Origin of the sequence: Paenibacillus oceani, assembly GCF_014705615.1 — a bacterium.
In the GTDB taxonomy this organism is placed as follows: domain Bacteria; phylum Bacillota; class Bacilli; order Paenibacillales; family NBRC-103111; genus Paenibacillus_AB; species Paenibacillus_AB oceani.
This window is the reverse complement of the sequence record NZ_JACXJA010000051.1, coordinates 1-25,670: the sequence shown is the minus strand read 5'-3', so window position 1 is coordinate 25,670 and position 25,670 is coordinate 1. Positions and strand designations below refer to the sequence as shown.

The following is a 25,670-nucleotide window of genomic DNA, read 5'->3' as shown; positions in this document are numbered from 1 at the left end:
ATTGGCCGGTTTATTGAAGCGGGCTGGTAATCAGATTCAGCTCCGGATGCTCGTCAAGCGCTTTCCGGCAATAATCGCACGTCAGCCTTACGAGAATGTCGCCACTCTGGCTATACGTAATTATATCTCTGCGTTCTTCGGGGGTCAAGAAATGGAACCCGAGCTGGTATTCGCTCACCAGCGGATTGTCGATTTCACCCAGCGGCGCCGAGCAATGTCTACAAACATATTTTACAGTCATCGTATGCCTCCCCTGCCGGCCGTATGCCATTCATCCGCGGCTGGCACGCATTCAGAGCCGCCCGCCTTGTCTGAAAAGCGGGTCTCCCCTGCCCAGCGGACTACTCCCGTGCTCCATCTGACGATTATGACATGGTGCCGCGTAAACGCGTCGGCTCTTGGCCCTTTGTTGTACTAGTATGAACCAAATGACCCAATCTTAAGCGTCGGCAACGGGAAAGAGAGGAAAGAACGTAGAACTGGCTGCTTGAGACATGCTCTATTTATTAAACTTGGCCATCGTTCGGTCAAACTCGTTTTCCAGTGAAAACTCGAGCGCATCCACCGACATCTGAACGACGTCCGGAAGCGTCCTCGCTTCTTCCTTCGTGAAATCGGCAAGCACGTAATCGGCGATGTTATATCCCGGGGCAGGACGCGATACGCCGATCCGGATCCGGTTGAAAGTCTGGGTACCGGTATGCTGAATAATCGATTTGATCCCGTTGTGACCGCCGGAGCTGCCCTGATAGCGAAGCCGGATTTGGCCGAACGGAGTATCCAGGTCGTCATAGACGACAATGCAGTCCTCCAGCGAAGCTTTATAGAAATCCATAAAGGCCCGCATCGATTCTCCCGACAAATTCATATAGGTCATCGGTTTCAGGAGGTATACCTTTTCTCCCTTTACGCGACCTTCGCTGATCAGTGCTTTAAATTTGTTTTGGAAAACCGGCATTCCCCATTGTTCCGCCGCCCGGTCGACCGTCATGAATCCGACGTTGTGACGGTTGTTTCGATACGCCTGGCCCGGATTGCCGAGGCCCACAATCCATTTCATTTTCGATCACCTTAATCCTTTTGAAAAAAATTTTTCCGCCCATGCAACGAAATGCATGAGTCGATTGTCTATGCTACTAAATTCCAAAATAATAAGCGAGGGTGAGAGTATGTATTCGAACGGCGATCATATTTCGGAAGACGGACAGTTCCAGGATCACATGGAACACGAAGTTCCTGTACAAATCTACTTGGAACGCAACCACCGGGACATCGGATATGTCGAACGCTTCACACCATCGTTCATCAAGGTTAACAGCACTTATTATAACAGAAGTTTGTATACGTTCGTATCCAGACCCGGCTATTAATCGGATTTCGGAAAATGTTCCCCCAGAAGTGAATTCGAGCGGTACCTTTCGCCGGCAGCGATTGGAGCCCGCACGCTAAGGAAGCGGAGAAGCCGCAGCCGGAATGCCCCCCATACGGCTGCGTTCTTCTTCTGCCCCATGCCGATTACTTCTGGGGGCCCGTCCGGGTTTTACGACTGATGTTGTCCCGGACAACTAAATAAGGGTTACGGTCCATTCGGAGCGTAACCCTTTTTTATGTGTGCCGGCAGGATATGTCCTGTTAGCTGATGCGGCTAAACTGTTTCCTCCGACGGCTCCGCCTCAGCGGCTGCATCCGCTACATCCGTAGTATCCTCGGTCGCTTTTTGCGGCACAAGAATCGTACAGAGCACCGCGTTATCGTCCGTCTTCAGCTCAACCGACTGCGGAAGCTTTAAATCTTTCGCCAGGAAGCTGTCGCCGAGCTGCAGACCGCTGACGTCGACTTCGATAGAACCCGGCAGCTCGTTAGGCAGGCAGCGAACCTCGACCTCATGAAGCACGGCTGTCAGCACGCCTCCTTCACGCTGAGCGGGCGACTCCCCGACAAACTCCAGGCCGACCGTAGCGCGGACCGGCTCGTTCATATTGATTTGGTGAAAATCGATGTGCAGCAGCGTACGCTGCAGGCTGTCCCGGTGCATGCCGTTAATCATAACCGGATGTTTGCCTTGACCGGGAATATCGAGTTCAATGATTGAGTGGGGGGTGCTCCTCAGCAAAGCGCCCAGTTCTTTCTCGTCGACCGTAATCGGCGTGCTCGGCACTTTTTTGCCGTATACGACGGCAGGTACTTTCCCCCGCTCTCTCATCTGCTTTAATTCGGATTTGGTTGCATTATCGTTGCGCGTTTCCGCTCTTAGCGTCGCTTCCATTTCGAAATCCCTCCTGTTGATGGCTGGTCCTACTTAATTTACCCATCTTACGGAGGTTCGAAACGTCACGTGGACGACTTGTTTTCTTTGGCCGCTTTGAACCGACTGCGAAGTTTCTCCGCGTATTCCGGCTTGTTCGTCTGATGCTCCCGCGCAATGGCCATCTCGTTATCGGCTACGTTTTTCGTAATCGTCGAGCCGGCGACGAGGAAGGCGCCTTTGCCGATCGTAACCGGCGCGATCAGGTTCACGTTGCTCCCGATAAAGGCGTCGTCCCCAATAATCGTCTTATGCTTGTTGAACCCGTCGTAGTTGACGGTAATCGAACCACAGCCGAAATTGACGTTTTTGCCTACCTCGGCGTCGCCAATGTAACTCAAATGCGACACTTTAACGCCCTCTTCGAGAACGGCATTTTTAATTTCCACGAAATCGCCGATTTTCACATGGCTGGACAGCTTGGCTCCCGGACGCAAGTAAGCGAACGGCCCCACGGTAGACCCGTCGCCCACGGACGCCTCCAGCAGCACGGACTGCTTGATATGAACCCCGTCCCCCACTATCGTATCGGTCAACTCGCAGTTCGGGCCAATCTCGCATTCGGTGCCGATGACGGTTTTGCCCTTCAGCGAAGTGCCGGGATAGATGACCGTATCCGCCCCGATGACGACGTCTTTCTCGATGTACGTATGCGACGGATTAATCAAGGTTACGCCGCCGGCCATATGGCTGCGGTTGATTCGGTCGCGCATGCAGGACTCGGCTTCAGACAGGGCTACTTTATCGTTTACGCCCATACTTTCCGCAACGTCCTCCGTGCAATAACCGAGAATCTTCTCGCCTTTGGCGCGCAATATATCGATGACGTCGGTAAAATAATATTCCTTCTGGGCATTGTCGTTTTTCACATCCGCCAAAGCCTCGAACAATTTACGATTATCGAAAATGTACATGCCCGCATTGATTTCCTTTACGGCATCCTGCTCGGGCGTACAGTCTTTTTGTTCTACGATGGCAGCTACGTGTCCTTGCTCGTCGCGGATGATGCGCCCGTATCCTTGCGGCTTCTCCATAACTGCGCTCAGCAGTGTGGCCGACGCCCCCTGCTCCTGATGAAGGCGAATCATCGCCTGCAAGGTCGCCGCTTGAATCAGAGGGGTATCCCCGTACAAAATAACGGCCGTGCCTTCCTCGTCCTTAAGCATCGGACTTGCCATCATGACGGCATGCCCCGTTCCGAGCTGCTCCGCCTGCAGGGCAAATTCCGCACGGTTCCCCACGTACGCTTTGACCGCTTCCGCTCCGTGACCGACGACTACGACTTTCCGGTCGGCCTGTACCGACTCCAGCACATCCAGCACATGCCCGACCATCGGCTTGCCGCATACCGGATGAAGCACCTTGTACAGCTTTGATTTCATTCGTTTGCCTTGACCCGCTGCCAGTACGATCCCCAGTATCCGCATGTTCGTTTCTCCCTCCAGAAAACTAGTAAGTTAGCTTGTCAGATTAATAGTAAACAACAACCCTATATATATTCGTCATCCTTCCGGAAGAAGCGACCGCCGCGACCGGAAGTTTTCTCGGCAAGTTCGTCTCATGAAGTAATAAACGTCATCAGGACAAGGGCTGCGGGGCCCGATGCCCTAATCGAATATATCGCAATTTGCTCAAAAAGAAAAGAGAGCCGCTTAAGTATGGCTCTCCTCCACGTCATTATTTCACTCATGCTCCTTCTTCGATTACTTCCTCCTCGCTCGAGACCCGGTCGTACTCGGCCAATACGGCGGCCTGGATTTTCTCGCGAGTAGTCGAAGAGATCGGATGGGCAATGTCGCGGAACTCTCCATCGGGAGTCCGCTTGCTCGGCATCGCCACGAACATGCCATTGTTTCCGTCGATAACGCGAATGTCGTGAACGACAAATTCGTTGTCAATCGTAATGGAAGCAATCGCTTTCATTCGTCCCTCGGAGTTTACCCGGCGAAGACGCACATCAGTAATCTGCACTTGTGTTCACCACCTTTTTACTTAGGGAGACTTGGTTTATACTTCCACATTTATAATCTAAATCCTCCTAGATTTTGCCGATTTTTTGTTATTTTTTTTAAATTTATTTGCTATTTAAACTTTTTCGACAATTTTCGCGGCAATCAGTTCAATTTCGACAAGAACATCCTTTGGCAGCCTTGCCACTTCGACAGTGGAGCGTGCCGGCTTATGCTCGCCGAAATAAGAAGCATAGATTTCATTAACGGTTGCGAACTGATTCATGTCTTTTATAAACACCGTAGCTTTGATCGTATGGGACAATGTGGCGCCAGCCGCTTCCAATACGCCGGTCAGGTTGCGGAATACTTGATGCGTCTGCTCCTCGATTCCGCCTTCCACCAATTTTCCTTCGCTGTCGAGCGGAATTTGTCCGGAAGTGAAGATCAGATCGCCGAACGTTACGGCTTGGGAGTAAGGGCCAATAGCAGCGGGTGCTTTCGTTGTGGATACAATGTTCAAGTTCATATTCGGTTATCCCCTATCTTCTATAAGTTTGGTTGTTGGACTAGCTGTACCCCTGTATAACCGAAAAAAATCACCTCGATGATCCAAGGCAATTTCTTCTTCCGGCGCAGCCGGGCCCCCACGAATTTATGTGAAGTAGTTGCCCGGTACGACCGATATTTGCTTTGTCTTCGGATCGACTCCGGTCAGCTTCGCAATCGAGATATAGTCCTCGATCAGATGCTCGTCCACTTCGGTGGACTCTACAAATACGCCCACTCCCTGCACGGTGGCATGGAATTCTTTAAGCAGGTCGATCATCCCTTGAATCGTTCCTCCCGCGCGCATGAAGTCATCGATAATCAGCACGTTCGACTGCTCCTTGAGCGACCTCCGGCCGAGCGACATCGTCTGGATGCGCTTGGTTGACCCCGATACGTAGTTAATGCTGACCGCCGAACCTTCGGTGACGCGATTGTCGCGCCGTACGATGACGACGGGCAGATTGAGGAAGGATGCCGTAGCGTAAGCAAGCGGAATCCCTTTGGTCTCCACCGTCATGACGACGTCGAGCTGCTTGTCTGCAAAGGCGGACGCGAACATTTTGCCAATATCGTTAACGAGACCCGGTTGGCCCAGCATATCGCTCATATACAAATAACCGCCGGGCAGTACCCGGTCGGGTTGTTCCAACTGCCGGCGTATATCGCTCAATATATCGAGCGACGCCTCCTTAGATATTCTCGGCGTAAACTTGACGCCTCCCGCCGCACCCGCAAGCGTATGCAGCTCCCCAAGTCCCTCGTCCTCGAATACTTCTTTGATAATAGCCAAATCTTCACTGATCGACGACTTGGCCGATGCGTATCTTTCCGCAAATACAGTCAGCGGTATGAGCGAGTGGGGGCGAAACAACAAATACTGCGTCATTTCCACCAGCCTGGCACTTCGTTTTAATTTCTTCACGCGCCTCTCCCCCCACATCCGCAAAATTCCGAATATTATACACAGAATATATCATTTTCATACGTGATTTCGCAACTGATTACGGAAGCAGCCTGACGGCGTACACGTCTTTGCAAAATCCCCGCAGACCGTTGTAGATACGCGCCACCTTCGACTCCTTCTGCACAAGTCCGAATACGGTAGGCCCGCTTCCTGACATCATCGCCCCGTCGGCTCCAAGCCGCAGCATACATTCCTTGATCTGCCTGACCTCGGGATAATGACGGATCGTAATATCCTCGAGCACATTGCCCATCGAGGCGCACATCTCCGCAAAGCGCTTCTCCCGGATCGCCCGCAGCATATCGGCGGTGGACGGATGACGCTGGATCGCGGAGGCATTCAACCGTCCGTATATTTCTTGCGTGGAGACGTGAATCGGCGGCTTGGCCAAAATCACCCAGCATTGCGGCGGACCGTCAATCGGCTCCAGCTTCTCGCCGCGCCCTCTCGCGAGAGCCGTTCCGCCTGTGACGCAAAACGGCACGTCGGAGCCCAGCTCCGCCCCAAGCTCCTGTAGCTCCTCAGCCGGAATGTTCAGCTTCCACAGCCGATTCAGACCGCGCAGCGCTGCCGCAGCGTCGCTGCTGCCTCCAGCAAGCCCTGCCGCTACCGGGATGCGCTTGTCCAAATGAATATAGACGCCGCTCCGGACGTCATACCGTTCCTTAATCAGCTTCGCGGCCTGAAAGGCCAAGTTTTTCTCGTCCAGCGGTATATATCCCGCCTGGCTAGAGATGATGATCGTATCCCGAGGAAGCTCCTGCATCTCCAGACGGTCGGCCAGGTCAACCATGGTCATGACCATTTCAACTTCATGGTAGCCGTCGTTGCGCTTATGGAGCACATCCAGCAGCAAATTAATTTTCGCCGGCGCCTTTTCGTAAACTTTCATAACCCACCTTCTTTACCGAAGCGATAACTTTCCATATTATATCAGACCCAAAAAAGAAAAGCTAAAGCAGTTCCGCTGCTTTAGCCCTCATCCAGATCCATATGTCCGCTTCACGCCGGAAGTCAGCGTTTGGGAGCCTGATTCGCAAGCTGCTGTTCGGCGAGCTGGATCGCGCGCTTCACCATGTTGCCGGCATCTTTGGCGCGGATGCCGCCCCACCCTTCCTGTTGAACCGTGTTATAAAACCCCAAATCTTTGGCGAGCTCATCCTTGAACTGATCGGACATGATACCGCGTCTGCGTCGACTCATTCTTATCGGCCTCCTTCTAACTGCGGATAAGCCTATTATGTGAAAAAAGCGGCGAAACGATTCGTTTCGCCGCCGGGTTACGTCTTTCAATTATGGATATAGGTGATCCGGACTTGTCCTTCGTCCTGGCATACGGTCACTTCAACGGATTCGGTCAAAATGTCCGCATAGCTGTAAGACACCCGCTTAAACGCGTGCTGGTCTTGGTCCAGCTTGACGATAAAGACAGAAGGGTAGGTTTCTTCCAACACTCCGGAGCGCTCAATCGTCTTCCGACGGCCTCCGTTTGCCCGCAACATGATCTTCTGCCCGACATGGGCTTCCAAACTGCGTTTGATTTCCAATAGCGCATTTTTTGCCATTGTCAACTACCACCTCTTTCCTTAACTATTATAACTCATCCAGAGGTAGTATGTCAAATTAATCTAAATATTATAGCAGTCAAACAAAGTTGTTGTCAACGCCTTTTCTAACAGGTTTTTTGCGATTTTTCGCCCAAAATCAATATTAATATTCACAAAATGTTCATATTTTACTCCTTTTCGGCAGCAAAAAGAAAAAAGCACCAGCAAAAGGTGCTTTTTCAGGAATGATTTGCATAATCAGGGCGTATTCAGGGGGCCGGCTGAGCTTTCAGCTTCGGTAAGCCGAGCCGGTAGCTTCCCCGCGTCTCCACTCCGCCAAGACCGTCAAAGCCGCTGATCGTGCTTTGGATCACATCTGCAACGTTGATCGTCTCCCGAACCGATGTGTATGCCGACTTCACGGCGATGCAGGCCGGGTCCAACGCATGAATCAGCACGCGGGCCGGAGAGCTGGCGAAGTTCGCTCCCGCTTGCAGCAGCGCCTCAAAATGCGATTGGCAGGCCCCCGCGATCACGGTGAGACCGTCCAGATTGCGCTCATATTCCCGCGCCGTCCGGATGCCGATCACGAAGTTGTGCGAATTTTTGTAGCCGTTAAGGCTCGCCGTATCACGTTCCTTCACGTTTTTCAGAATACCGTCATGACCGGTGATCACGACAATATCCGGCTTCGTCTGAGGAAGCAGACGATACAGCGCCTGCGACATATTCGGCTCGGTGACGTAGAATCCTTCCGCCGGGACGCGGAATTCGCCGTATAGAGCCATACTTTTGCGCAAATAAGTAGGGTCCCCGTCCAAATGGAGCACTTTGCCGGGCATTTCGAAATAAGAAGCTTGCGCAGCGTTCGGTTTGGCGCCGCCAAGCTCGTTTTGCTGTTTCTCGCGCTGCCAGATCCGGTAACGGGCCAGCTCGCGAAGCGATTCGCTCACTTTCATCTGCGAGTACTGCTGCTGCAGCGGCCGCGCGTCCCGAACCGGCAACAAATCCGTTACTGGCGAATCGGCCAGCAGCCGGAAGTCGACGCCTTTCAACACCGCGCGCTTCGTTTCGATCGCGTCGATCTTGAAAATGACGTCGCCGCCATAGGATTTCCGGACAACCAGTTCTCCTTGCTTCATACCACAATCGCCTCCTCGTCTATCCTATGGGCGATATGGGCGTTTGGTGCCTGGGATTATCTTTCAATCCCCGGACTGCTGCTGGAGCTGCCGGCGGTACGCCAGTACCGCGTTCGCTAGCCGCGCGTATTCCGCTATGCTGAGCGTCTCGCCGCGCCGCGTCGGATCGATCCCGCATTCCGCGAGTATCGTCTCCATCGCCGGCTTCTCCGCTTTGGCGAACACTCCGGCGAGCAGGTTGTTGGATAACGTCTTGCGGCGCTGTGCAAAGCAGGCGTGCACGATCTCGAAAAATAACGTCTCATCCTCGACGTGCGCCGGTGCTTCTTCCCTGCGCTTCAAGCGGATGACGGCGGAGTCCACGTTGGGCTGCGGGATGAATACGGTCGGCGGGACGATCGCCACCATCTCGGGCTCGCAGTAATACTGCACGGCAATGCTGAGGCTGCCGTACTCTTTGCCCCCCGGCTTCGCGGCCATCCGTTCGGCTACTTCCCGCTGAATCATGACGACGATATACTCAAGCGGCAGCTTCTCTTCGAGCAGCTTCATGATAATCGGCGTCGTCACGTAATACGGCAGGTTCGCCACTACACTGACCTTCGAGCAGCCGGAGAAGCGTTCCTGCCACAACGCGTGCAGATCCAGCTTGAGTACGTCGCCGTGCACGACGGAGGCATGCGGATAAGGCTCCAGCGTCTCTTCCAGAATCGGCAGCAGCCGCTGGTCGATCTCGATCGCTACCACTATGCCCGCTTCCTTGGCCAGCTGCTGCGTCAGCGCTCCTATTCCCGGTCCGATCTCCAGCGCCCCCTTGGAGGCGTCCAGCTCGGCGGCCCCCGCGATGTTGCGGAGAATGTTGGCATCCGTCAAGAAGTTTTGACCGAGGCTTTTCTTCAAAGTAAAACCGTGCTTGCGGATGATTTCCTTTGTCCGGTTCGGACTCGATACATCTGCGGCGCGATGGTTGTTCATCCGTTGTCATCCCCTTTTTGCGAAACGCTCATCCGCTCGTAAGCCAGAGCGAATTCTTCACGCCCGATCCGAAACATCCGGCATCGCTTGTAGAACTGTTTGCCGTTGCAATAACCGATTCCGAGCAGCTTGCCCATCTCCAGCCTCCGGGCTGCCGCCTGCGGATGCACGAGAAGGCCGGCGGCCATCAGATCGTCCATCGTAATATCCGATTCCCCGTCCTGGCCGGTTACCGCTTCGGTGCGGACATTTTCAAGCGCCCGGATAATCGATTCCCGGGAGGCGTTCTCCACCCCGATGTCCGATTTGCGGGTCGCTTCCTCCTGGGTGAGGAAGGCGTGCTTGCAGCCCGGGACTTTAGCCGAGACGATTTTGCGGATTCGTTCGCCCGCATGATCCGGATCTGTGAATATAATAACGCCGCGGCGCTCCTTGGCGAGCGCAATTCGCCTCAGCACTTCGTCTCCGATCGCCGAACCCCCGGTCTCAATCGTCTCCGCGTCCACCGCCCTCTTGATGGCGACTGTATCGTCCCGTCCTTCGACCACGATAATTTCTTGAATCATGTTCTGTGATTCCTTTCCTTGTACGAACAAAAAGAAGAGGGCTCGCCTCTTCTTTCACATTGTTGTTATATATCAATATACCCAATGATCCCGTTTCGATCAACGGTATTGCGGGTAATTGAATCATATAGATGGGGCCGGAAGGCCCCGAAACTGCATCGGAGCATTAATTATCTACCGGCTTTTCTTTGCCGATAATATAGACTTTGTACCCGCGCTTCAGGCCGAAACGCTTGGCATAGTCAGGGTTGTCGAAGTAAACGTCGATCTTATTTCCTTTGACGGCACTGCCCGTATCCTCGGCGCGGCGCAGACCGATCCCTTCGATGTACACCCACCAGCCAATCGGGATGACTTTCGGATCGACCGCGATCGTACGCCCTTCACTTACCTTGGTACCGGAAAACGTGATGCCGTATTGAGGGTGATCGCTGGTCTTGCCTGTTGAAGCAACATCCACGGAATAAGCGGTTAGCGTAACATTATTCAAAATTTGCTTATAGCCGAATTTGACGTCGCCTTTGGTTACCTCATCGATATTCGGCGAAGAGGCGGACAAGACGACTACCGGATTTTTGGTTCCGAGCGCCACCACTTTCGTAACGCTTTCCTGTGCAACTTTCGTATCGACGACATTCTCGGCTACGAGCTCGCCGTCTTCGTAAACCTTCTCGATCTTCTTCGCAAGTACGCCTTCTACGCCTTCCGATACAACCTGCTCCTTACCCTTGAGCAGATTGGGATCGTCTTGCTTGACCGTCTCGAACGGAATCGTTTCGGTCTGGTCTTCCAAAACTTTGTGCACGCGGACAATCTGAATTTGAGAGCCTTCCGTTACGGCTTCTTCCGCGGGTGGCGTCAGCTTGTCGAGCTCCCCGATCTCCATGCCGAGATCTTGCAGCGTCTGCTCTACGGTTTTGCCGACCGTGTATAACGTTTCGGTTTTGCCGTCAGCCGTGAGCTGCACCGGGATTGTATGCTGGATATGAAACTTATCGTTATGGTTCAACTCGGTATCAAGCATCGCCGAGATCCGGTCGTGCTCGCTTACCGGAATTTGCTGTTCTTCCAGAAGAGCGGACAATGTAGTTTGTCTCGTTTTTATGTGTTTCTCTTCCCCGTTTACCACTAACCCCACTTTTTTGATAGACGTGCCTTGCATGAGCAGCACGAACATCGTTGTCATCACGATTGAAAACAAAGCGCCTACTAAGATCAAACGCAAGTTTCCATGCTTCCATCGCATTGCGAAGGACATGCTGGATGATCGCTTTACATGGGTTTCTCCGTTTTGAATAACGCCCACTTCTTCGGTCCTCCTTCATCAGCCTCGCCGTCGAGTGTTACGCATGACTAGAATTGACGTGACCTGGTTAAATTTGGATGATTCGCGCTATTGCCATCGTTTAGTAAGGCTCCGGGCTACAATCGTTGACAGATCCGGTACGCTCTGTCTTGCAGAAATAGGTTCAGGCGAAAATAAAAGCCGCGGCGAAGAGGTACTCTTCTCGCGGCGTTGAATCGAATGCTCATCCCATACTTGGGAGCGCATCAATGCCCGACAATCGTGCCTCTCTCTTCACGCTTACGAGGTTAGCTGCCGGGTTCGGACGCGAGAGTCGCCCTAATTGCACGGCGCCGCGAACGGCTTCGTGCAGTATTCACCCCATAGATAACTTGGTTCCCCCGTTTCCCTGTCGGAAACTCAGCGATGGGTAAGTCGATGGCGGTATGCGGTTAGAATCATTATGATCGTTATATTAAAGCCTTATGAAAAACCTGTAAAGAGGAAATAAATCCGATTTTCATGCGAAAAGGGGAAAAATAACCGAGAATTCACTTTTTTTATGCAACAAATCGCTGTTTTTCTTCGTCTAATTCTTTTATGCCGCTTTCTTTGTGTGCCAAACGCGAAAAGAAAGCGCTTTAACGTGATTTGCTCGAACAAAAATGTTATGATGTCCACAGGTAAAAGCTTACATGTGGAGGAACATTATGGAACCGTTTTTGCATATTCAAGGGATGTCCGGCGGGTACATCTGGAACCGGCCGGTCGTCCACGATCTCTCGTTTTCGATCGATTCCGGAGAGATGGTCGGGCTGATCGGATTAAACGGCGCAGGCAAAAGCACGACGATCAAACATATCCTCGGGCTGCTCGTCCCTCAGCAAGGAGAAGTTCGGGTGAACGGGCTCCGCGTGTCGGACAACGCCGAGAAGTACCGCGCCTCCTTTGCCTATGTGCCCGAAGCCCCCGAGCTGTACGAGGAACTGACGATTCGTGAACATTTACGGATGACGGCTATGGCTTACGGACTCGATGAGACGCAATTCAGGAGCCGCTCGGAGACGCTCGCCGGCCAGTTCGACATGACCGAGAAGCTAGACTCCTTCCCTCAGACCTTGTCGAAGGGCATGCGTCAAAAAGTAATGATCATGAACGCATTTCTTGTCGAACCTCCGCTGTATGTCATCGACGAACCGTTCCTCGGACTCGATCCGCTCGGCATCCGTTCGCTGCTGGATCTGATGGTGGAGCGCAAACGGAACGGCGCCGCCTTCTTGATCAGCTCTCATATTTTGTCGACGCTTGAAACGTATTGCGACCGGTATGTCGTCCTTAACAAAGGGAGAATCGCGTCGAAAGGGACGCTCGACGAGCTGCGCCGGAGCGCCGGGGCTGTCCCCGATACAACGCTCGACGACGTATTTTATACGCTAGTAAAAGGGGGACCGACATGAACCCCGCAGCCGCTTTATGGAAAAACCGGTTGTCGGCCCATCTGAAGATCGTGTCGCGGTATACGGCATATGCCGGGCAAAGTGGATTTTTCCTGTTTCTCCTGATCGTGTTCATCGCCTCCTCCTATTTTTACGGCAAAGCTCTTGAACGCATACCGGAAACGTTCCCGTATGCAATCGTCATCGCTTTATGGCTGACGCCTTTTATCGCAGGTAGCCCGATCCGGACGCTGCTGCGGGAAGCGGATCTGATCTTCCTGCTGCCGATGGAAGCCCGGATGGGACCGTACTTCCGGGGCGCGATGCTGTACAGCTACTTGTCCCAATCGTTCCTTTTGGTGGTCGCTTTTACAGCCAGCATGCCGCTGTACCGGCACGGATACGGGGAGAACGCCCAGCCGTTCCTCGCACTTCTGCTGTTCGCGCTGGCGCTGAAATTTGCCAACATGCTCGGAGCTTGGACGGAAAGCACCTTCGTACGGGCCGGTCATAGAGCCTGCTTCCGGATCTGCAGATTTGCAGCCGATGCGGTCGTCTTGTACGCCTTGTACCGGTACGAAATCATAACTGCTTCCATCGTCCTCCTGGCGGCCATCGGCGCAACTGCTGCCTGGGCTCGTCTGTCCCGCCGGATTCCCGTTAATTGGCCGTATTTAAGGAGAAAAGAAGCCGGTCACCGGCTGACGATGCTGTTATTTTTCAACGGGTTCATCGATGTGGAAGAACTGCCGAGCCGGGTGAAGCCCCGCCGGCTTCTGTCCGGATTAGCCGGGCTCGTACCGTTCCGCGCGTCTAACGCCTTCCGGTACTTGTACTCGCTTACGCTGCTGCGCTCCGAACTGTTCGGCATCACGATGAGAATCACGCTGCTCGCGGTCATCATCCTGCTGTTCGCAGAAAGTCCGGTTACGTTCACCGTTGTATACGTGCTGTTCCAAGTGATGACGAACGTACAGCTGTCGACACTGGGACGATACCACCGGCATTCCGTCTGGACCGCGCTATATCCGATTCCCGGCACGTTGCGCCGTCCTTCGGCCGCCCGGATCGCGTTCACAGCCCAGCTCGTCCAGATCGCGATCATGACGCTGCCCTTGTTCCGGCCAGCGGTATTCACAATATGGCTGCTGGCTCTCCCGCTCCTCGGCGTTTCGCTTGCCTGGATATTCCGGATGCGAGGCACCCGGGCGGCCTCCGGTCATTCCGAATAAATCCAGCAACCGCAAGTTAACATTAAAAATCCCCGCCGCTGCAACCGGCACGCTTTTCGAGCGTTCTCCGGTTGCAGCGACGGGGATTTATATTTTTTCGTAAAAAATCGGATCAGGGGAGACGGAACAGCCGTGTCGCATTTTCTGACGTGATCCTGGCAAGCTCCTCGAACGAAATGCCTAGTATATCCGCCGCCGCTTCCGCAACCAGTTTCACATATCCGGTCTCATTCCGTTTTCCCCGGAAAGGGTGCGGGGTCAAATACGGTGCATCGGTTTCGACAAGCAGCCGGTCAAGCGGCACCTGAGCAAGCACTTCCTTCGGATGTTTCGCGTTTTTGTACGTAATCGGCCCGCCAAACGAAATATAAAAGTTCATATCCAGGCACAGCTTGGCCGTCTCCCAACTGCCGGAAAAGCAGTGCATGACGCCTCCGACATCCTCCGCTTTTTCTTCCCGGAGCAATTGAACGACGTCGTGATGAGCGTCCCGGTTATGGATGACGATCGGCATGCCAAGCTTCCTGGCGAGCCGGATCTGTTCCCGGAATACGCGGTGCTGCACCTCTTTGGGAGACGTGTCCCAGTAATAGTCCAGCCCGATTTCACCGATCGCCACCACTTTATCCCGGGAACATAACTGCTCAATCCAATCCAGATCTTCCGGCTTCATATCGATCGCATCTGTCGGATGCCACCCTACCGCCGTATATATAAAGTCGTACCGCTCGGTCAATTCAAGCGAGGTCGGTATCGTCTCCCGGTTAAAGCCGATGTTGATCATCCGGCTGACCCCCTGCTCGCGGGCACGCTCGATGACTTGATCCCGGTCCTCATCAAACTGGCTTGCATTCATATGCGTGTGCGTATCGGTAAGCATATATCCATCCTCCAAAAACAATGATGTTCGAGACCTTTTCTACTATTATACCCCGTCCAAACCGAGCATTTTCCGGATGCTGCTAGGGAGCGCCGACGCTCTGTCCCGGACAAGCTCCTCGGGATAATAAATATGCTGCTTCCCTCTATGAATTCCGCTGATCGAGCGGATGATATCCGACTTTCGCGATATTTCCGTAAGCCCTTCCTGATCGCTTAACAACAGGATCGGCAAGCTTTCTTCTTCGTCTCCGGGCCGGTATATGTCGTAGGGCATGTCGGTGATGGAGTCAATCTCCAGATAAAAGTCCGGATCGATGCCGGCCGCAGCAAGCCCGGACCGCAGTTCCCGCTCGAGGGGCTCGTCCCGGGCGTCGGTTGCGGCATATTTAAACAGCCGTCTGTGCAGGAACCGTTCGCACAAATCCGACAGGATCGGGTCCTGTTCCTTGCTCCATTGCATAATGGTCATTTGGATATAAGACTCGTCGAGCTCCAAATATTCTCCGATCGACAAGTTGTTCTCCAGCAGTCCTACAAGCGGCCCCATCAAAAAGCGAAACGGGTAGCTGTCCCCATAAAGCCGCTTTGCTCTTTCGAATATTTTACGGAGCCCAATTTCCGAGCTGCGCGTAACCGGATGAAAGTAAACCTGCCAGTACATCTGGTAACGCGACATCAGGTAATCCTCGATCGCGTGCATGCCGCTTTCCTTCACCACGATATGGCCCCGGTGCGGCCGAATGACGCGAAGAATGCGTTCCATGTCGAACGTTCCATAGTGGACCCCGGTAAAATAAGCATCGCGAAGCAAATAATCCATCCGATCGGCGTCCAATTGGCTGGAGATGAGACTGACTACGATTTCTTTTTCGTACGATTTGCAGATGACTTCAGACACTTTGCGCGGAAGTTCCGAATCAGCCTCCGACAGCACTCGGTTTACCTCGGTATCTCCGAGCACCAGCTTGCAGGTCCACTCTTCATGATAGGTGCCGAACACTTTTTCGACCGAATGCGAGAATGGACCGTGCCCGATATCATGAAGTAGCGCGGAGCACAAGCACAACAGCCGCTCCTCGCTCGGCCAATCGGCGTATCCGTTCCGTTCGAATTGGGAGATGATGCGCCGGGCCACTTCGTAGACGCCAAGAGAGTGCGAGAAGCGGCTGTGCTCCGCGCCGTGAAACGTCATGAACGAAGTTCCCAACTGGCGAATCCGGCGAAGCCGCTGGAACTCTTTCGTATTGATCAGATTCCAGATCGTCTCATCCTGGACGTAGATGTATTTGTGCACCGGGTCTTTAAACACTTTTTCTTCGCGCAATTGGCGGGGCATACCCAACCCTCCCGTACTTGAATTTTGCAGAAATAATCGCTGTTGTTGGTTCTCTTCAAGTATATACCAATATCGGGCAAATCACCTACCGGAGGTTTCGAGCCGCCTTGACAAACGCAGGGAAATTGTCGCCGAAGTTCGACATAATGCCGCAAAATTGTCGAATAATATTAAATTTTTGACAGTCAAATCTCGCGAAAAACTGACAACTCATGCTCTATATTTACATGGAATGTAAGGTATTTACTTCCACAAAGACTGCGATAATACCCAGTGTTATCAGCACCTTCTATGTCAACAACAATAATTTGCGCGCGCCAAATCACGTTCAGGAGCCCCAAATTCGGTTGACTGTTATGGGAATGGTTGGTATGATTAATAGTGAAAAGAATGTCGAATAATGACGAATCAATTTGGGAGGAGAAATACACATGATGAAGTCCACTGGTATTGTCCGAAAGGTTGATGAGCTCGGGCGTGTCGTGATTCCAATAGAGCTTCGCCGTACTTTGGGAATCGGGGAGAAAGATGCGCTTGAGATTTACGTAGATGGCGAGCGGATCATGCTTAAGAAATATGAACCGGCTTGTATCTTTACAGGGAACGCTGACAACCTCGTTTACTTCAAAGGTAAAATGATCAGCAAAGAATGTTTGGCCGAACTCGCAGAAATTTATAAATCTATGACAAATTAAAAGACAAAATCGAAATTATAGGTTATAATAAGAATACGAACATTGTTAATTCTAACCTTTATATATCTCCTCTACATCCCCAAGCGTATTGTGATGGCATACGCATGGGGATCTTTTTTTCATTTACTTTTGAAGCAGCGCATTGTAGATGTCCCGCTTGCTTACATTTCGGTCTGCGGCCGCCCGTTTCATCGCTTCTTTCTTATCCCCGGTTTCCCTCTCGTACTTCGCTACATGCTCCGCGACGGATAACCCTATCCACCAATCTCCCGCTTCGCCTGATCCGCTTGCCGGGTCCACCCCGTTCCGGTCCACGACCAGACAATATTCTCCCTTAGGCTCTCTCTCCTGCAAGATGTCCAGGCATTCGCCGAACGAGCCCCTCAGCACCTCTTCGTATCTCTTAGTCAGCTCCCGAACTACCGCGATCGGGTGATCTCCCCATACTTCGCGCATCACCTCGAGCGTTTTCGTTATCCGATGCGGCGATTCATAGAAAATCAGGGTCGCGGGCACGGAACGAAGCCGCTCCAGCTCTTCTTTCAGCTTCTTACGCTCCCTAGGCAGAAAACCCGCAAACAAGAACCGTTCTGTCGGAAGACCCGATATAATCAAGGCAGACAGCGCCGCATTCGCACCAGGTATCGGCACGACATCGATACCGGCCTCTATGGCCAGACATACCAGGTCATAGCCCGGATCGGAAATTGCCGGCATTCCGGCATCGCTCACCAGAGCGATCGATTGCCCTTCTTCCATCATCCGGACGAGCTCCGGTCCGCTTGCCCGCTTGTTATGCTCGTGATAGCTGACCAAGCGCGTCGGGATCTCAAAGTGAGTAAGCAGCTTGCGCGTTTGCCGGGTATCCTCGGCGGCGATGCAGCCCACCTCTTTCAAGATGCGGATGGCGCGGAACGTCATGTCCTCCAGATTGCCGATCGGCGTCGCCACCAGATATAGCTTCCCGGTTCCAGGATGCCCGTCCCTGCTATTGCGGTTATTTGCGGTCAAATGAATCCCTCCGATACGTTGGCTGACTCCTCCATAGTTATCTCGCCTCTACACATCCATTCAACTACTGCCGGTTTTCCAGATCCGGTTCGTCCGCACCGAGCCTATCGCTTCTCCCATAATATACATCGAGAAGCTCCCGGCAATACTGGTTCCCTTCATAAACGATAAGCGGCGGAAGCACCCTCAGCTCCGGCTTCCCGTCCCGGACCGCCTCGATGAGGACGATATTCGCTTCCTCGCCCTCCCTCGGATGAACGAGCCGCATCCGTTTCGGCTCCAGCCGGTGCTGTCTCATTCCGCACAGGATCTCGGCAAGCCGGGAGGGGCGGTGCACCATCGCTACTTTGCCGCCGGTCCGGACGAGCCGGCTGCATGCGGCCAGTACGTCGTCCAGTGTACAGTAGATCTCATGACGGGCCGCCGCTATAAGCGGGTTCGTCTTTAAATCTCCGGAGGCAACCGGCAAGTACGGGGGATTCACCGTAACCACGTCGAATTTCCCATACCCCAGCGACAAGTGTACCGCCTTCAGATCGTCCTGCACGATGCGAATCCGTTCCTCCAAGCCGTTCAACCGCATGTTGCGGACGGCCATGTCGGCCAATCTCTCCTGAATTTCCACACCCACTATATCCGCCTTTGTTCGCGTCGAGAGCAGCAGAGGGATAACCCCGTTACCTGTACAAAGATCGGCGACCCGTCCGCGAGGCGGCACGGTGCAAAACCGGCCCAGCAGAACCGCATCCAGCGAGAAGCTGAACACGTCATCGCTTTGAATGATTCGGATATCGTGTGTCAGCAAGTCGTCCAAACGTTCCCCGGGTCCGATGTCCACATGTCGGTCCATGATACGCTCCCTTCTCCAGAAAAAACCGCAGAGCGGCTCATCCGGCAGCTGATTCCCGCCGTCTTTTGCACTCCACGGTCCATCTCGGTTTATTTGTTTAGAAACGACAAGCAGAACAAGCAATCTTTCTCCGTTCGCAAATGTCCGTAATGCACATTGCATATATGAAACCCTTCTTGATACAGCCGGGCCAAATTATCATAACCTTCACCGACGATTGGAGCTTCTTTGACCGCTTTATCTGTCTGCTCCTGCTCCTGGACAATCTCGGGCGGCTCCGGGTCACGCCGCAGCAGCTTGCGCAGCTGCTGGTTTTCAATCGCAAGTCTTTTGTTCTCTTCCAGCAGTTGGACGATTTCCTGCTTCAATTCTCCGATGTATTGATGAATCCCGCCCACCTGATCTTCCAATTGCTGCATATGCGTAAACAGATCTTTTTTCTCCACGTCCGCACCCCAGTGCCAACTATACTTCAAGCGGGCCGATTAGGTCTGGCCCGCCGTGTCATGTATCGGCTAATCTTGTTCTACGACATCGTCGCAAGGCATGAACTCTACTTTACCGGTATCGAACAATTGAACTTTGATCGTGCGATTCTCCACATTCAGGCCAACCACTTTTCCGTTGCCCATCGACGTGATGACGACGCTGCCGACCCGAGGCATCTCCTGCTTGCCGCTTTCGTACTGGTCGTGCTCATACTTCAGGCAGCACATCAGCCGGCCGCACAAACCGGAAATTTTCGTCGGATTCAGCGATAAATTTTGATCCTTCGCCATCTTGATCGAAACCGGCTCGAAATCTCCGAGAAAGGAGGAGCAGCACAGAATGCGCCCGCATGGACCGATGCCGCCCAGCATCTTCGCTTCGTCGCGAACTCCGATCTGGCGAAGCTCGATCCGTGTCCGGAATATGCCGGCCAGGTCTTTAACCAGCTCCCGGAAGTCGATTCGGCCTTCGGCTGTGAAGTAAAAAATAATTTTGTTGCGGTCAAACGTATATTCCACGTCCACCAGCTTCATCTTCAGCTGATGCTCCCGAATTTTGTCCTGGCAAGTAACCATTGCATTTCTGGCTGCATTTTTGTTCTCATCGACAAGTTTGGCATCGGATATGTCCGCAACTCGTATGACGCGCTTCAATGGAAGTACGACATCCGATTCGCCGACGGTGCGTCTGCCGATCACGACTTTTCCGTATTCGACTCCGCGCGCCGTTTCCACGATTACCGCATCGTCTTGCTGTATAGGAAGATCCGAGGGATCGAAATAATACACTTTGCCCGCTTTTTTGAAACGGACTCCTACGACACTATACACCTGCTCCCCCCCTGAGTAAAACATTATTTCACTCCGATCAGGAACTGCTCCAAAACAAGCTGAGCGTTAGCGTTGGATCGAAGCCGCTTGCGCGCCTCTACGGCACATTCCATGCAACTGATCCAACCGTCGGCGTCCCGGGTAAAAGCTTGCTTGGCCAGCCAGTCCGCCTGATCTATATAAACAATGCTTCGTTTTCTGCCGAACGATACATGAATGAGATCTTTGTACCATAATATAATCATATCGAACAAGGTGTCCAAATGATCGGCTACTTCGGACTTTATAACCTTCTGCTGAACGGATACGACAAACGGCTGTTTGCTTGCCACATCCTTCATCAATTGTATCATCACGTTTCTCGTTTCTGCAAACCAATTTATTTGGATAAGCGATCGGGCCGCCTCCAGCCCGGAGGCGAGATGGACTGCGGGGTGCACAAGCTCGGCCTGAAGCCCTTCGGCCAGGAGCGCACCCTTCATCTGATCCGGTGGCAGCGGCAGGAACGGAACCCATTGCGCACGGGATTGGATGGTCGGCAGCAAGGCTTGTCCGTTCTCGGTAATCAGGATCGCGATCGACGGAGTCTGCGGCTCCTCCAGAAACTTGAGCAGGCTGTTCGCCGCCTGAACCGTCATCCTGTCGGCTTCGTTCAGTACATAAACCTTAGTCCCGGATGAAGACGAACGATAAGCGAACTGCTGCTGAAGCGTACGAATCTGATCGATCTTGATACTCGCTCCGTCAGGCTCCACCCAAGTCAGATCGGGGTGGTTGCCGTGCGCCAGCTTCCGGCACTCCAGACATTCGCCGCAAGCTTCGTCGGAGCCGCGCGTACAGAACAATGCGGCCACGAACGCTCTCGCCATCTCTTTGCGTCCGCTGCCGAGCGGTCCGGCGAATATATAAGCATGGGACAGTTTGTCCAGACGCAAGCCGTTTTGCAGCAAACGCTTGGCCCTCTCCTGTCCCGGTATCGATTGAAAGTTCATAATCACTCTCTCCATGAAAGCTAGTAAAACAGATTGATCAGCATCCCGCGGATTTCTCCGACTTTGCTCAGAAGCTCGATCTTGCCTTCTTCCGTATCGAGCATCTCGTCCGCCATCCCGATCAGGTGCTGATCGATTTCGTCCAGCAGCTTATATCGTTTGCCGCGCCCGCGGCGGTCCCATCCGGTCGTATCCTTAATACCGATCCCTTTGCGTACGGTTTTCTCCAGAAACTGCTTAACCAGCAGCTTATAGGCACGCAGCTCGCGAACCGTCATCGATTTGCTCAGACGCTCGCCCTGCAGTTGAATTTGTTGAAGCATCCGGTTCAATTGCTCTGCATCCGCTTTCCCGTCTTGCTGATTCAGCATATCGGAGAAATTTTTGGGTACGATCGGGGTCGATGCCGGACCATCGCTCATTTGGATCGGTTTCCCGAACGGGCGCCAGCCGGGATTGATTTTCACGACGTCTAGTTCCTTCCTTTATATACGTAGTAACTTAGAAATGCTCAAAACGTTCTACAGGAAGAACGAACACGGCTGCTCCGCCAACTTGCACTTCGACCGGGAACGGGATGTAAGAATCCGTCGTGCCTCCCATAGGCGACACCGGCGTTACCAGTTGGTCGCGTACTTTGCAGTTCGCTTTAATAACATGGAACACTTCATGAATTCGTTCATCTTCAATCCCGATCATAAACGTCGTATTGCCGGCCTTCAGAAAACCGCCGGTACTGGCCAGCTTCGTCGCACGAAATCCTTCCTTAACCAGTGCATTCGACAACCGGTTGCTGTCTTTATCCTGTACTACCGCGATTACCAGTTTCATGTGCAATCCCTCCTCTGATCGATTGTTAGGCACCGTCCGTATGCGTATTATACCACATTTTACAGAAAACGTTTACAAGGCGTACGGATGCGCCTGTTTGGCAAATCATACCGCGGACCCAACCAACCATTCGACAGGATGAGCCCTTCTTTCGAAGGGGCACATCACTTTATTATACACTATTTTGTTTGGTAGTGTTCCTGCTGTGCAATCGATCCGTTACGACATCCGACAAGGCACGGACGACATCCGACTCCGATTGATCGGCGTCGACGCGGATGATCCGGTCCGGGAACCGTTCGAGAAGCTGTCGGTATCCGGCTCTGACCTGTTCATGAAACGAAAGAGCTTCCAGATCAAGCCGGTTGACTTCGCGCTCCCGATTGGCATGAATGCGGGCCAAACCTACTTCGGGCGATACGTCGAGAAATAAAGTAAGGTCGGGCATCGTTCCATCGATGGCAAACCGGTTGATATCGAATATTTCGTCTATACCAAGTCCGCGGGCATATCCTTGGTACGCAAGACTGCTGTCTATAAACCGGTCGCACAGCACCGCCTTCCCGGCCTGCAAAGCCGGCCTTACTTTCTCTACCAGGTGCTGACGCCTCGCAGCCGCATACAGCAGCGCTTCCGTTCTTCCATCCATCGTGACGTTGTTTTTGTCCAATATAACTTCACGGATTTGCTCCGCAATCGCAATACCGCCGGGCTCCCGGGTAACGACGACTTCATACCCCGCCTGCATCAATACTTGTTCGATCGAGCGAATCGCCGTCGTCTTGCCTGCACCTTCTCCGCCTTCAACCGTTACGAAAAATCCAGTAGTAGTCACGATCTATTCTCCCATAGTAAGCATTTTCGCCATTCTTATACATTCGCTATTACATCTTCCATTTCCTGCACTTATCTTATGTTAACAATTTGAATTGTTCGAAGCTTCGGGTCGGCAGCCCCTTGGAATTTCGCGCCTTTGGAGGCCAGCTCGGCTAAAGCACGAACACTCTGTTCCGTGATCCGCTCGCCAGGATATAAGATCGGAATCCCCGGCGGGTAGGGAATAACCATCTCCCCCGATACGAATCCCGACGCCTCGGATACCAGTACCGCGCTCAAGTGTCCCGGCTTGGACATACGAAACGGAACCGGCTCGGACACCCCTGTTCCTGTCTCATACGTCTCCGCACTGTCGGCCGGGAGGTGCGCTCCCTTGCTGCTATTCAGCTTATCTGCCAAGTCGAAATCGGCAGCAATTTGCCCCAGTCCCGCCAACAGAGCGTCGATCTCCGATTTCTGTACGGACAGGCTGAACACGAGCAGTACATGCCTGGGGTCGGCCATTTCGCACATCAGCCCCCTGCCCTCCAACTGCCGGCGGAGCATGAAGCCGTCGAGCGTTCCGGTAACGTCGGATACAGTCACCTTAAACGGGTCCTTCGATTCGTATGCGGCTGAAGGCGACCCTTGGATCGTCCGGTACCACGGCCACCGCCGAATCGCCAGCTCCAGCCGTTCTAGTTCTTGCAGGCTACGGCTGATCCAACCTGTTCCTTCTGTATGAAGAAGACGCCGGCTCGCATCCAGCGAAGCCATAATGGGATAGGAAGGGCTGGAGCTTTGCAGCATGGCGAGACGCTGCTTCAGCAGCTCGCGGTCGACCCGCGGGCCTTGAACATGGAGCATGGCGCCCATCGTGAGAGCTGTCAGCATTTTATGAGTCGACTGGATCACTACATCCGCTCCTCCGGCTAGTGCCGACTGGGGAAGATCCGGATGAAAGCCGTAATGCGCACCGTGAGCTTCATCTACGACAAGAGGTTTGCCGTATGCATGCACCAAGTCCGCAAGCTTCGTCAAGTCGATCCCCATCCCGTAATAATTCGGATTGGTCACAATGACCCCTGTCGCCTCCGGATACTGCTGCAAAGCTGTCTCCACATCGTGCAGCCGTACGCCTGCCGGCAATCCGGAAGCCTCGTCGCAGAGCGGCTGTACAAAAACCGCGCGGGCACCGGCAAGCATCAACCCGTGCAGAATCGACTTATGCACATTTCTTTGAACGATAACGATATCGTCAGACGAGCATAGGGTTAACACAGCCGCCAAGTTGCCTACCGTGCTCCCGTTTACGAGAAAAAACGTCGCTTCGGCGCCGAAGCATTGTGCAGCCAACTGCTGCGCTTGCAGAATCGGTCCTTCCGGATCGTGGAGGTCGTCCAGTCCGGTTAGTTCGGTCAAATCAATTTTCATAATATCCTGAAAAATATGAGCTTCCGGCTGCAGCCCTCTTCCGGAGCGGTGTCCAGGTACGTGAAAGCCGGTTTCATAGTTGCTGCTATGAGTCAAAAGCGCCTCCAGTAACGGCGCATCCTCGCGCTTCATTGGTTTTGCCTCCTCCTGCCGCTATACGTTAACCATACAGGATCAAGGAGCCAAAAAGCAAAAAAAGGCCTGCCCCTCGCCGGAAGACCTTTTGAAACATACAGCTTTTAACAAACTACCCTCTCAGTCCGATACCTTGGGCCTGTACGTACCCCTGGACGAAGCGTCTCTCCGGCCAAAGGCCATGGCCGTTTGACCGCTTCGGTTAGGCCTAAGCATTCATTTTATACCATATTTTGTTCATCCGATGAATGAAGAACGGATATTTGGCATCCAATACATCCGTCTGGACCATCTCCGATTCGCAAGCGTCACATATAAATTCCGAACAAATCATGATCCCGTCTGGCTTCGGCTGGTCGCATATGATACAAGTGTAGGTTTTCATTTCCTCTTGTTCCACTCGGTTCACCCGCCTTTTCTCTACCAGTATGCCACAAAATCGAATCTCGTAAACTAGAGTTACCCGGATTTTCGAGAAAAAACAGTCCCTGTTCAAACAAATCGCGGATGGTAAGATAAAGTATGTGGGAACTGGGCGAATGGTTCCATTGTTATCGCGTTCCTTATATAATAGAAAGGAAATCTTTTCGAAGATCTTGTTTTCGCTTACTTGTTGAAGCAGCGAACCGTCAGCCGGGAGGTATATCTACTTGCATCGCTTGGATAAAGAAGCAACGGTTTACAACTACAAATTGGTCAAACGCATACGCCATCGCCCCTTGCCGCTGCTTCTCTACGGGATAATACCGCTTTCCGCGGCGCTTTATCTGGCTGTAGCCGTATCGGCTTGGAGCTTGCTGTGGATGGCGGGCGGGATCGTGCTGATACCGCTTATGCTCTGTGGCTTGACCTCCTTGTATTTGAAATATTTCGGTTCCGGCCAGCGCGGCTCCTGGTCGTTCGACGTTCGTCCGCCCTGGTTTGGTTTGATCCCGGGAGAGTATGCCCCGCTTGGCGGTTTTATTCGTATTCACCGTCAGCTGTTCTGGATCGGGCTTGCCGTTCTCGGCTGTTTGTATCCGTGGGTTCCCTTACCTTACTGGCTCTCGCTTCTCGCCACACATATCTGGTACATGCTCCCGCAAATGTGGATCATCTTTTTGTTGAAGCGCGCTGGAAAGCCTGGACTTCTCAAAATTACCCGGAACGATACTTCGTTCTACATGGAATAGCCCGGAGATGCTCCGGGTTTTTTCGTGCGGACCGGATAGACGGGGAATGGTTGCGTAGGAAAATAAAAAAACCACGTCATGAATGCGTGGTTTTTAGCAATGAATAAAGGATTTATTCCCTGAAAACTGAATGCGAACCGAAGAAGAGAGAGAGTGAAACGTTACCTCAAGGGCTCTTGAGGCCTCCACGAAAGTTCGTGAAGTATTAATAGGATAAGCCCTCGACCGATTAGTATTCGTCAGC

Annotated in this window: 31 protein-coding genes and 1 riboswitch; of the genes, 5 read left to right on the top strand and 26 right to left on the bottom strand. The window is 52.9% G+C overall.

From position 1 onward, the window contains the following. Positions 1–10: 10 nt before the first annotated feature. Together IDH45_RS29020 and pth are read right to left on the bottom strand one after the other, a co-directional pair. Complete coding sequence (locus IDH45_RS29020) at positions 11–241, bottom strand: anti-sigma-F factor Fin family protein (RefSeq protein WP_190931656.1); 231 nt, start codon at positions 239–241, stop codon at positions 11–13. Positions 242–499: 258 nt separating this feature from the next. After that, a complete protein-coding gene (gene pth / locus IDH45_RS29015; protein WP_190931655.1) occupies positions 500–1,060 on the bottom strand; it encodes an aminoacyl-tRNA hydrolase in 561 nt (186 codons plus the stop codon). Positions 1,061–1,169: 109 nt separating this feature from the next. On the opposite strand from pth, the gene IDH45_RS29010 reads away from it, so the two are divergent. Further along, positions 1,170–1,370, top strand: coding sequence for a hypothetical protein (locus IDH45_RS29010; RefSeq protein WP_190931654.1), 201 nt, complete (start codon positions 1,170–1,172; stop codon positions 1,368–1,370). A 275-nt stretch (positions 1,371–1,645) separates the two neighbouring features. Here the strand turns inward: IDH45_RS29010 and IDH45_RS29005 are convergent, their stop codons facing one another. The 12 genes from IDH45_RS29005 to IDH45_RS28950 all read right to left on the bottom strand — a co-directional run bounded on the left by IDH45_RS29005 (position 1,646) and on the right by IDH45_RS28950 (position 11,225). After that, complete coding sequence (locus IDH45_RS29005; protein WP_190931653.1) at positions 1,646–2,266, bottom strand: 50S ribosomal protein L25; 621 nt, start codon at positions 2,264–2,266, stop codon at positions 1,646–1,648. A 65-nt stretch (positions 2,267–2,331) separates the two neighbouring features. Beyond that, positions 2,332–3,732, bottom strand: coding sequence for a bifunctional UDP-N-acetylglucosamine diphosphorylase/glucosamine-1-phosphate N-acetyltransferase GlmU (gene glmU / locus IDH45_RS29000; RefSeq protein ID WP_190931652.1), 1,401 nt, complete (start codon positions 3,730–3,732; stop codon positions 2,332–2,334). 259 nt (positions 3,733–3,991) lie between these two features. Next, a complete protein-coding gene (spoVG, locus tag IDH45_RS28995; RefSeq protein ID WP_110843786.1) occupies positions 3,992–4,276 on the bottom strand; it encodes a septation regulator SpoVG in 285 nt (94 codons plus the stop codon). A 114-nt stretch (positions 4,277–4,390) separates the two neighbouring features. After that, on the bottom strand, positions 4,391–4,783 hold the full coding sequence (locus IDH45_RS28990; RefSeq protein ID WP_190931651.1) for a RidA family protein: 393 nt from the start codon (positions 4,781–4,783) through the stop codon (positions 4,391–4,393). Between the two features lie 126 nt (positions 4,784–4,909). Further along, complete coding sequence (gene purR, locus IDH45_RS28985; protein WP_190931650.1) at positions 4,910–5,728, bottom strand: pur operon repressor; 819 nt, start codon at positions 5,726–5,728, stop codon at positions 4,910–4,912. Between the two features lie 79 nt (positions 5,729–5,807). Further along, positions 5,808–6,662, bottom strand: a complete 855-nt coding sequence (gene ispE, locus IDH45_RS28980; RefSeq protein ID WP_190931649.1) for a 4-(cytidine 5'-diphospho)-2-C-methyl-D-erythritol kinase — start codon at positions 6,660–6,662, stop codon at positions 5,808–5,810. A 122-nt stretch (positions 6,663–6,784) separates the two neighbouring features. Beyond that, positions 6,785–6,973, bottom strand: a complete 189-nt coding sequence (locus tag IDH45_RS28975; protein ID WP_190931648.1) for a small, acid-soluble spore protein, alpha/beta type — start codon at positions 6,971–6,973, stop codon at positions 6,785–6,787. A gap of 86 nt (positions 6,974–7,059) precedes the next feature. Beyond that, positions 7,060–7,335, bottom strand: coding sequence for a biofilm formation stimulator Veg (gene veg, locus IDH45_RS28970; protein WP_190931647.1), 276 nt, complete (start codon positions 7,333–7,335; stop codon positions 7,060–7,062). Positions 7,336–7,586: 251 nt separating this feature from the next. After that, a complete protein-coding gene (gene yabG / locus IDH45_RS28965) occupies positions 7,587–8,459 on the bottom strand; it encodes a sporulation peptidase YabG (RefSeq protein ID WP_190931646.1) in 873 nt (290 codons plus the stop codon). 63 nt (positions 8,460–8,522) lie between these two features. Then, positions 8,523–9,434 carry a 16S rRNA (adenine(1518)-N(6)/adenine(1519)-N(6))-dimethyltransferase RsmA gene (gene rsmA / locus IDH45_RS28960; protein WP_190931645.1) on the bottom strand — a complete coding sequence of 304 codons (912 nt, stop codon included), beginning with the start codon at positions 9,432–9,434 and terminating at the stop codon, positions 8,523–8,525. Then, positions 9,431–10,000, bottom strand: a complete 570-nt coding sequence (gene rnmV, locus IDH45_RS28955; RefSeq protein ID WP_190931644.1) for a ribonuclease M5 — start codon at positions 9,998–10,000, stop codon at positions 9,431–9,433. The genes rsmA and rnmV overlap by 4 nt, the downstream gene beginning before the upstream one ends. Positions 10,001–10,166: 166 nt before the next feature. Beyond that, the gene (locus IDH45_RS28950; protein WP_317891309.1) at positions 10,167–11,225 is read right to left on the bottom strand and encodes a ubiquitin-like domain-containing protein; all 1,059 of its coding nucleotides are present in this window, start codon (positions 11,223–11,225) and stop codon (positions 10,167–10,169) included. Between the two features lie 343 nt (positions 11,226–11,568). Next, a riboswitch (cyclic di-AMP (ydaO/yuaA leader) is annotated at positions 11,569–11,721 on the bottom strand. A 274-nt stretch (positions 11,722–11,995) separates the two neighbouring features. Between IDH45_RS28950 and IDH45_RS28945 the strand changes: the two genes are divergently transcribed. Together IDH45_RS28945 and IDH45_RS28940 are read left to right on the top strand one after the other, a co-directional pair. Next, positions 11,996–12,742: an ABC transporter ATP-binding protein gene (locus IDH45_RS28945; RefSeq protein WP_190931643.1), complete on the top strand. Its 747-nt coding sequence runs from the start codon at positions 11,996–11,998 to the stop codon at positions 12,740–12,742. Then, positions 12,739–13,953, top strand: coding sequence for an ABC transporter permease (locus tag IDH45_RS28940; protein WP_190931642.1), 1,215 nt, complete (start codon positions 12,739–12,741; stop codon positions 13,951–13,953). The genes IDH45_RS28945 and IDH45_RS28940 overlap by 4 nt, the downstream gene beginning before the upstream one ends. A gap of 112 nt (positions 13,954–14,065) precedes the next feature. On the opposite strand, the gene IDH45_RS28935 is transcribed toward IDH45_RS28940, so the two are convergent. Together IDH45_RS28935 and IDH45_RS28930 are read right to left on the bottom strand one after the other, a co-directional pair. Continuing rightward, positions 14,066–14,833 carry a TatD family hydrolase gene (locus IDH45_RS28935; RefSeq protein WP_190931641.1) on the bottom strand — a complete coding sequence of 256 codons (768 nt, stop codon included), beginning with the start codon at positions 14,831–14,833 and terminating at the stop codon, positions 14,066–14,068. Between the two features lie 45 nt (positions 14,834–14,878). Beyond that, positions 14,879–16,171 carry an HD domain-containing protein gene (locus tag IDH45_RS28930; protein ID WP_190931640.1) on the bottom strand — a complete coding sequence of 431 codons (1,293 nt, stop codon included), beginning with the start codon at positions 16,169–16,171 and terminating at the stop codon, positions 14,879–14,881. Between the two features lie 431 nt (positions 16,172–16,602). Between IDH45_RS28930 and IDH45_RS28925 the strand changes: the two genes are divergently transcribed. Further along, positions 16,603–16,866 (top strand): AbrB/MazE/SpoVT family DNA-binding domain-containing protein, encoded by a 264-nt coding sequence (locus IDH45_RS28925; protein ID WP_110843775.1) that lies wholly within the window; start codon positions 16,603–16,605, stop codon positions 16,864–16,866. 123 nt (positions 16,867–16,989) lie between these two features. Here IDH45_RS28925 and rsmI read toward each other — a convergent pair whose 3' ends face one another. The 10 genes from rsmI to IDH45_RS28875 form a co-directional block, all read right to left on the bottom strand. Continuing rightward, positions 16,990–17,877, bottom strand: coding sequence for a 16S rRNA (cytidine(1402)-2'-O)-methyltransferase (gene rsmI, locus IDH45_RS28920; RefSeq protein ID WP_223837076.1), 888 nt, complete (start codon positions 17,875–17,877; stop codon positions 16,990–16,992). A gap of 64 nt (positions 17,878–17,941) precedes the next feature. After that, positions 17,942–18,727 carry a tRNA1(Val) (adenine(37)-N6)-methyltransferase gene (locus tag IDH45_RS28915; protein WP_190931639.1) on the bottom strand — a complete coding sequence of 262 codons (786 nt, stop codon included), beginning with the start codon at positions 18,725–18,727 and terminating at the stop codon, positions 17,942–17,944. Positions 18,728–18,816: 89 nt separating this feature from the next. Beyond that, positions 18,817–19,173 carry a DNA replication initiation control protein YabA gene (gene yabA / locus IDH45_RS28910; protein ID WP_190931638.1) on the bottom strand — a complete coding sequence of 119 codons (357 nt, stop codon included), beginning with the start codon at positions 19,171–19,173 and terminating at the stop codon, positions 18,817–18,819. Between the two features lie 69 nt (positions 19,174–19,242). After that, positions 19,243–20,046: a PSP1 domain-containing protein gene (locus tag IDH45_RS28905; RefSeq protein WP_190931637.1), complete on the bottom strand. Its 804-nt coding sequence runs from the start codon at positions 20,044–20,046 to the stop codon at positions 19,243–19,245. A gap of 23 nt (positions 20,047–20,069) precedes the next feature. Next, on the bottom strand, positions 20,070–21,038 hold the full coding sequence (gene holB / locus IDH45_RS28900; RefSeq protein ID WP_190931636.1) for a DNA polymerase III subunit delta': 969 nt from the start codon (positions 21,036–21,038) through the stop codon (positions 20,070–20,072). Positions 21,039–21,058: 20 nt separating this feature from the next. Then, positions 21,059–21,505: a YaaR family protein gene (locus IDH45_RS28895; protein WP_190931635.1), complete on the bottom strand. Its 447-nt coding sequence runs from the start codon at positions 21,503–21,505 to the stop codon at positions 21,059–21,061. A 34-nt stretch (positions 21,506–21,539) separates the two neighbouring features. Next, positions 21,540–21,869 (bottom strand): cyclic-di-AMP receptor, encoded by a 330-nt coding sequence (locus IDH45_RS28890; protein WP_190931634.1) that lies wholly within the window; start codon positions 21,867–21,869, stop codon positions 21,540–21,542. Between the two features lie 172 nt (positions 21,870–22,041). After that, entirely contained in the window at positions 22,042–22,704 is a 663-nt protein-coding gene (tmk, locus tag IDH45_RS28885) for a dTMP kinase (protein WP_190931633.1), read from the bottom strand. A gap of 71 nt (positions 22,705–22,775) precedes the next feature. Then, the gene (locus IDH45_RS28880) at positions 22,776–24,251 is read right to left on the bottom strand and encodes an aminotransferase class I/II-fold pyridoxal phosphate-dependent enzyme (RefSeq protein WP_190931632.1); all 1,476 of its coding nucleotides are present in this window, start codon (positions 24,249–24,251) and stop codon (positions 22,776–22,778) included. Positions 24,252–24,462: 211 nt separating this feature from the next. Next, positions 24,463–24,639 (bottom strand): sigma factor G inhibitor Gin, encoded by a 177-nt coding sequence (locus tag IDH45_RS28875; protein ID WP_190931693.1) that lies wholly within the window; start codon positions 24,637–24,639, stop codon positions 24,463–24,465. A gap of 265 nt (positions 24,640–24,904) precedes the next feature. On the opposite strand from IDH45_RS28875, the gene IDH45_RS28870 reads away from it, so the two are divergent. Next, complete coding sequence (locus tag IDH45_RS28870; RefSeq protein WP_190931631.1) at positions 24,905–25,426, top strand: hypothetical protein; 522 nt, start codon at positions 24,905–24,907, stop codon at positions 25,424–25,426. Positions 25,427–25,670: the final 244 nt, after the last annotated feature.

Bases quoted from the DNA above. Each gene is read 5' to 3' on its own strand.
- IDH45_RS29020 (WP_190931656.1), bottom strand. From the start codon at position 241: ATGACTGTAAAATATGTTTGTAGACATTGCTCGGCGCCGCTGGGTGAA.
- pth (WP_190931655.1), bottom strand. From the start codon at position 1,060: ATGAAATGGATTGTGGGCCTCGGCAATCCGGGCCAGGCGTATCGAAAC.
- IDH45_RS29010 (WP_190931654.1), top strand. From the start codon at position 1,170: ATGTATTCGAACGGCGATCATATTTCGGAAGACGGACAGTTCCAGGAT.
- IDH45_RS29005 (WP_190931653.1), bottom strand. From the start codon at position 2,266: ATGGAAGCGACGCTAAGAGCGGAAACGCGCAACGATAATGCAACCAAA.
- glmU (WP_190931652.1), bottom strand. From the start codon at position 3,732: ATGCGGATACTGGGGATCGTACTGGCAGCGGGTCAAGGCAAACGAATG.
- IDH45_RS28990 (WP_190931651.1), bottom strand. From the start codon at position 4,783: ATGAACTTGAACATTGTATCCACAACGAAAGCACCCGCTGCTATTGGC.
- ispE (WP_190931649.1), bottom strand. From the start codon at position 6,662: ATGAAAGTTTACGAAAAGGCGCCGGCGAAAATTAATTTGCTGCTGGAT.
- IDH45_RS28975 (WP_190931648.1), bottom strand. From the start codon at position 6,973: ATGAGTCGACGCAGACGCGGTATCATGTCCGATCAGTTCAAGGATGAG.
- veg (WP_190931647.1), bottom strand. From the start codon at position 7,335: ATGGCAAAAAATGCGCTATTGGAAATCAAACGCAGTTTGGAAGCCCAT.
- yabG (WP_190931646.1), bottom strand. From the start codon at position 8,459: ATGAAGCAAGGAGAACTGGTTGTCCGGAAATCCTATGGCGGCGACGTC.
- rsmA (WP_190931645.1), bottom strand. From the start codon at position 9,434: ATGAACAACCATCGCGCCGCAGATGTATCGAGTCCGAACCGGACAAAG.
- rnmV (WP_190931644.1), bottom strand. From the start codon at position 10,000: ATGATTCAAGAAATTATCGTGGTCGAAGGACGGGACGATACAGTCGCC.
- IDH45_RS28945 (WP_190931643.1), top strand. From the start codon at position 11,996: ATGGAACCGTTTTTGCATATTCAAGGGATGTCCGGCGGGTACATCTGG.
- IDH45_RS28940 (WP_190931642.1), top strand. From the start codon at position 12,739: ATGAACCCCGCAGCCGCTTTATGGAAAAACCGGTTGTCGGCCCATCTG.
- IDH45_RS28935 (WP_190931641.1), bottom strand. From the start codon at position 14,833: ATGCTTACCGATACGCACACGCATATGAATGCAAGCCAGTTTGATGAG.
- IDH45_RS28930 (WP_190931640.1), bottom strand. From the start codon at position 16,171: ATGCCCCGCCAATTGCGCGAAGAAAAAGTGTTTAAAGACCCGGTGCAC.
- IDH45_RS28925 (WP_110843775.1), top strand. From the start codon at position 16,603: ATGATGAAGTCCACTGGTATTGTCCGAAAGGTTGATGAGCTCGGGCGT.
- IDH45_RS28915 (WP_190931639.1), bottom strand. From the start codon at position 18,727: ATGGACCGACATGTGGACATCGGACCCGGGGAACGTTTGGACGACTTG.
- holB (WP_190931636.1), bottom strand. From the start codon at position 21,038: ATGAACTTTCAATCGATACCGGGACAGGAGAGGGCCAAGCGTTTGCTG.
- IDH45_RS28890 (WP_190931634.1), bottom strand. From the start codon at position 21,869: ATGAAACTGGTAATCGCGGTAGTACAGGATAAAGACAGCAACCGGTTG.
- IDH45_RS28880 (WP_190931632.1), bottom strand. From the start codon at position 24,251: ATGAAGCGCGAGGATGCGCCGTTACTGGAGGCGCTTTTGACTCATAGC.
- IDH45_RS28875 (WP_190931693.1), bottom strand. From the start codon at position 24,639: ATGAAAACCTACACTTGTATCATATGCGACCAGCCGAAGCCAGACGGG.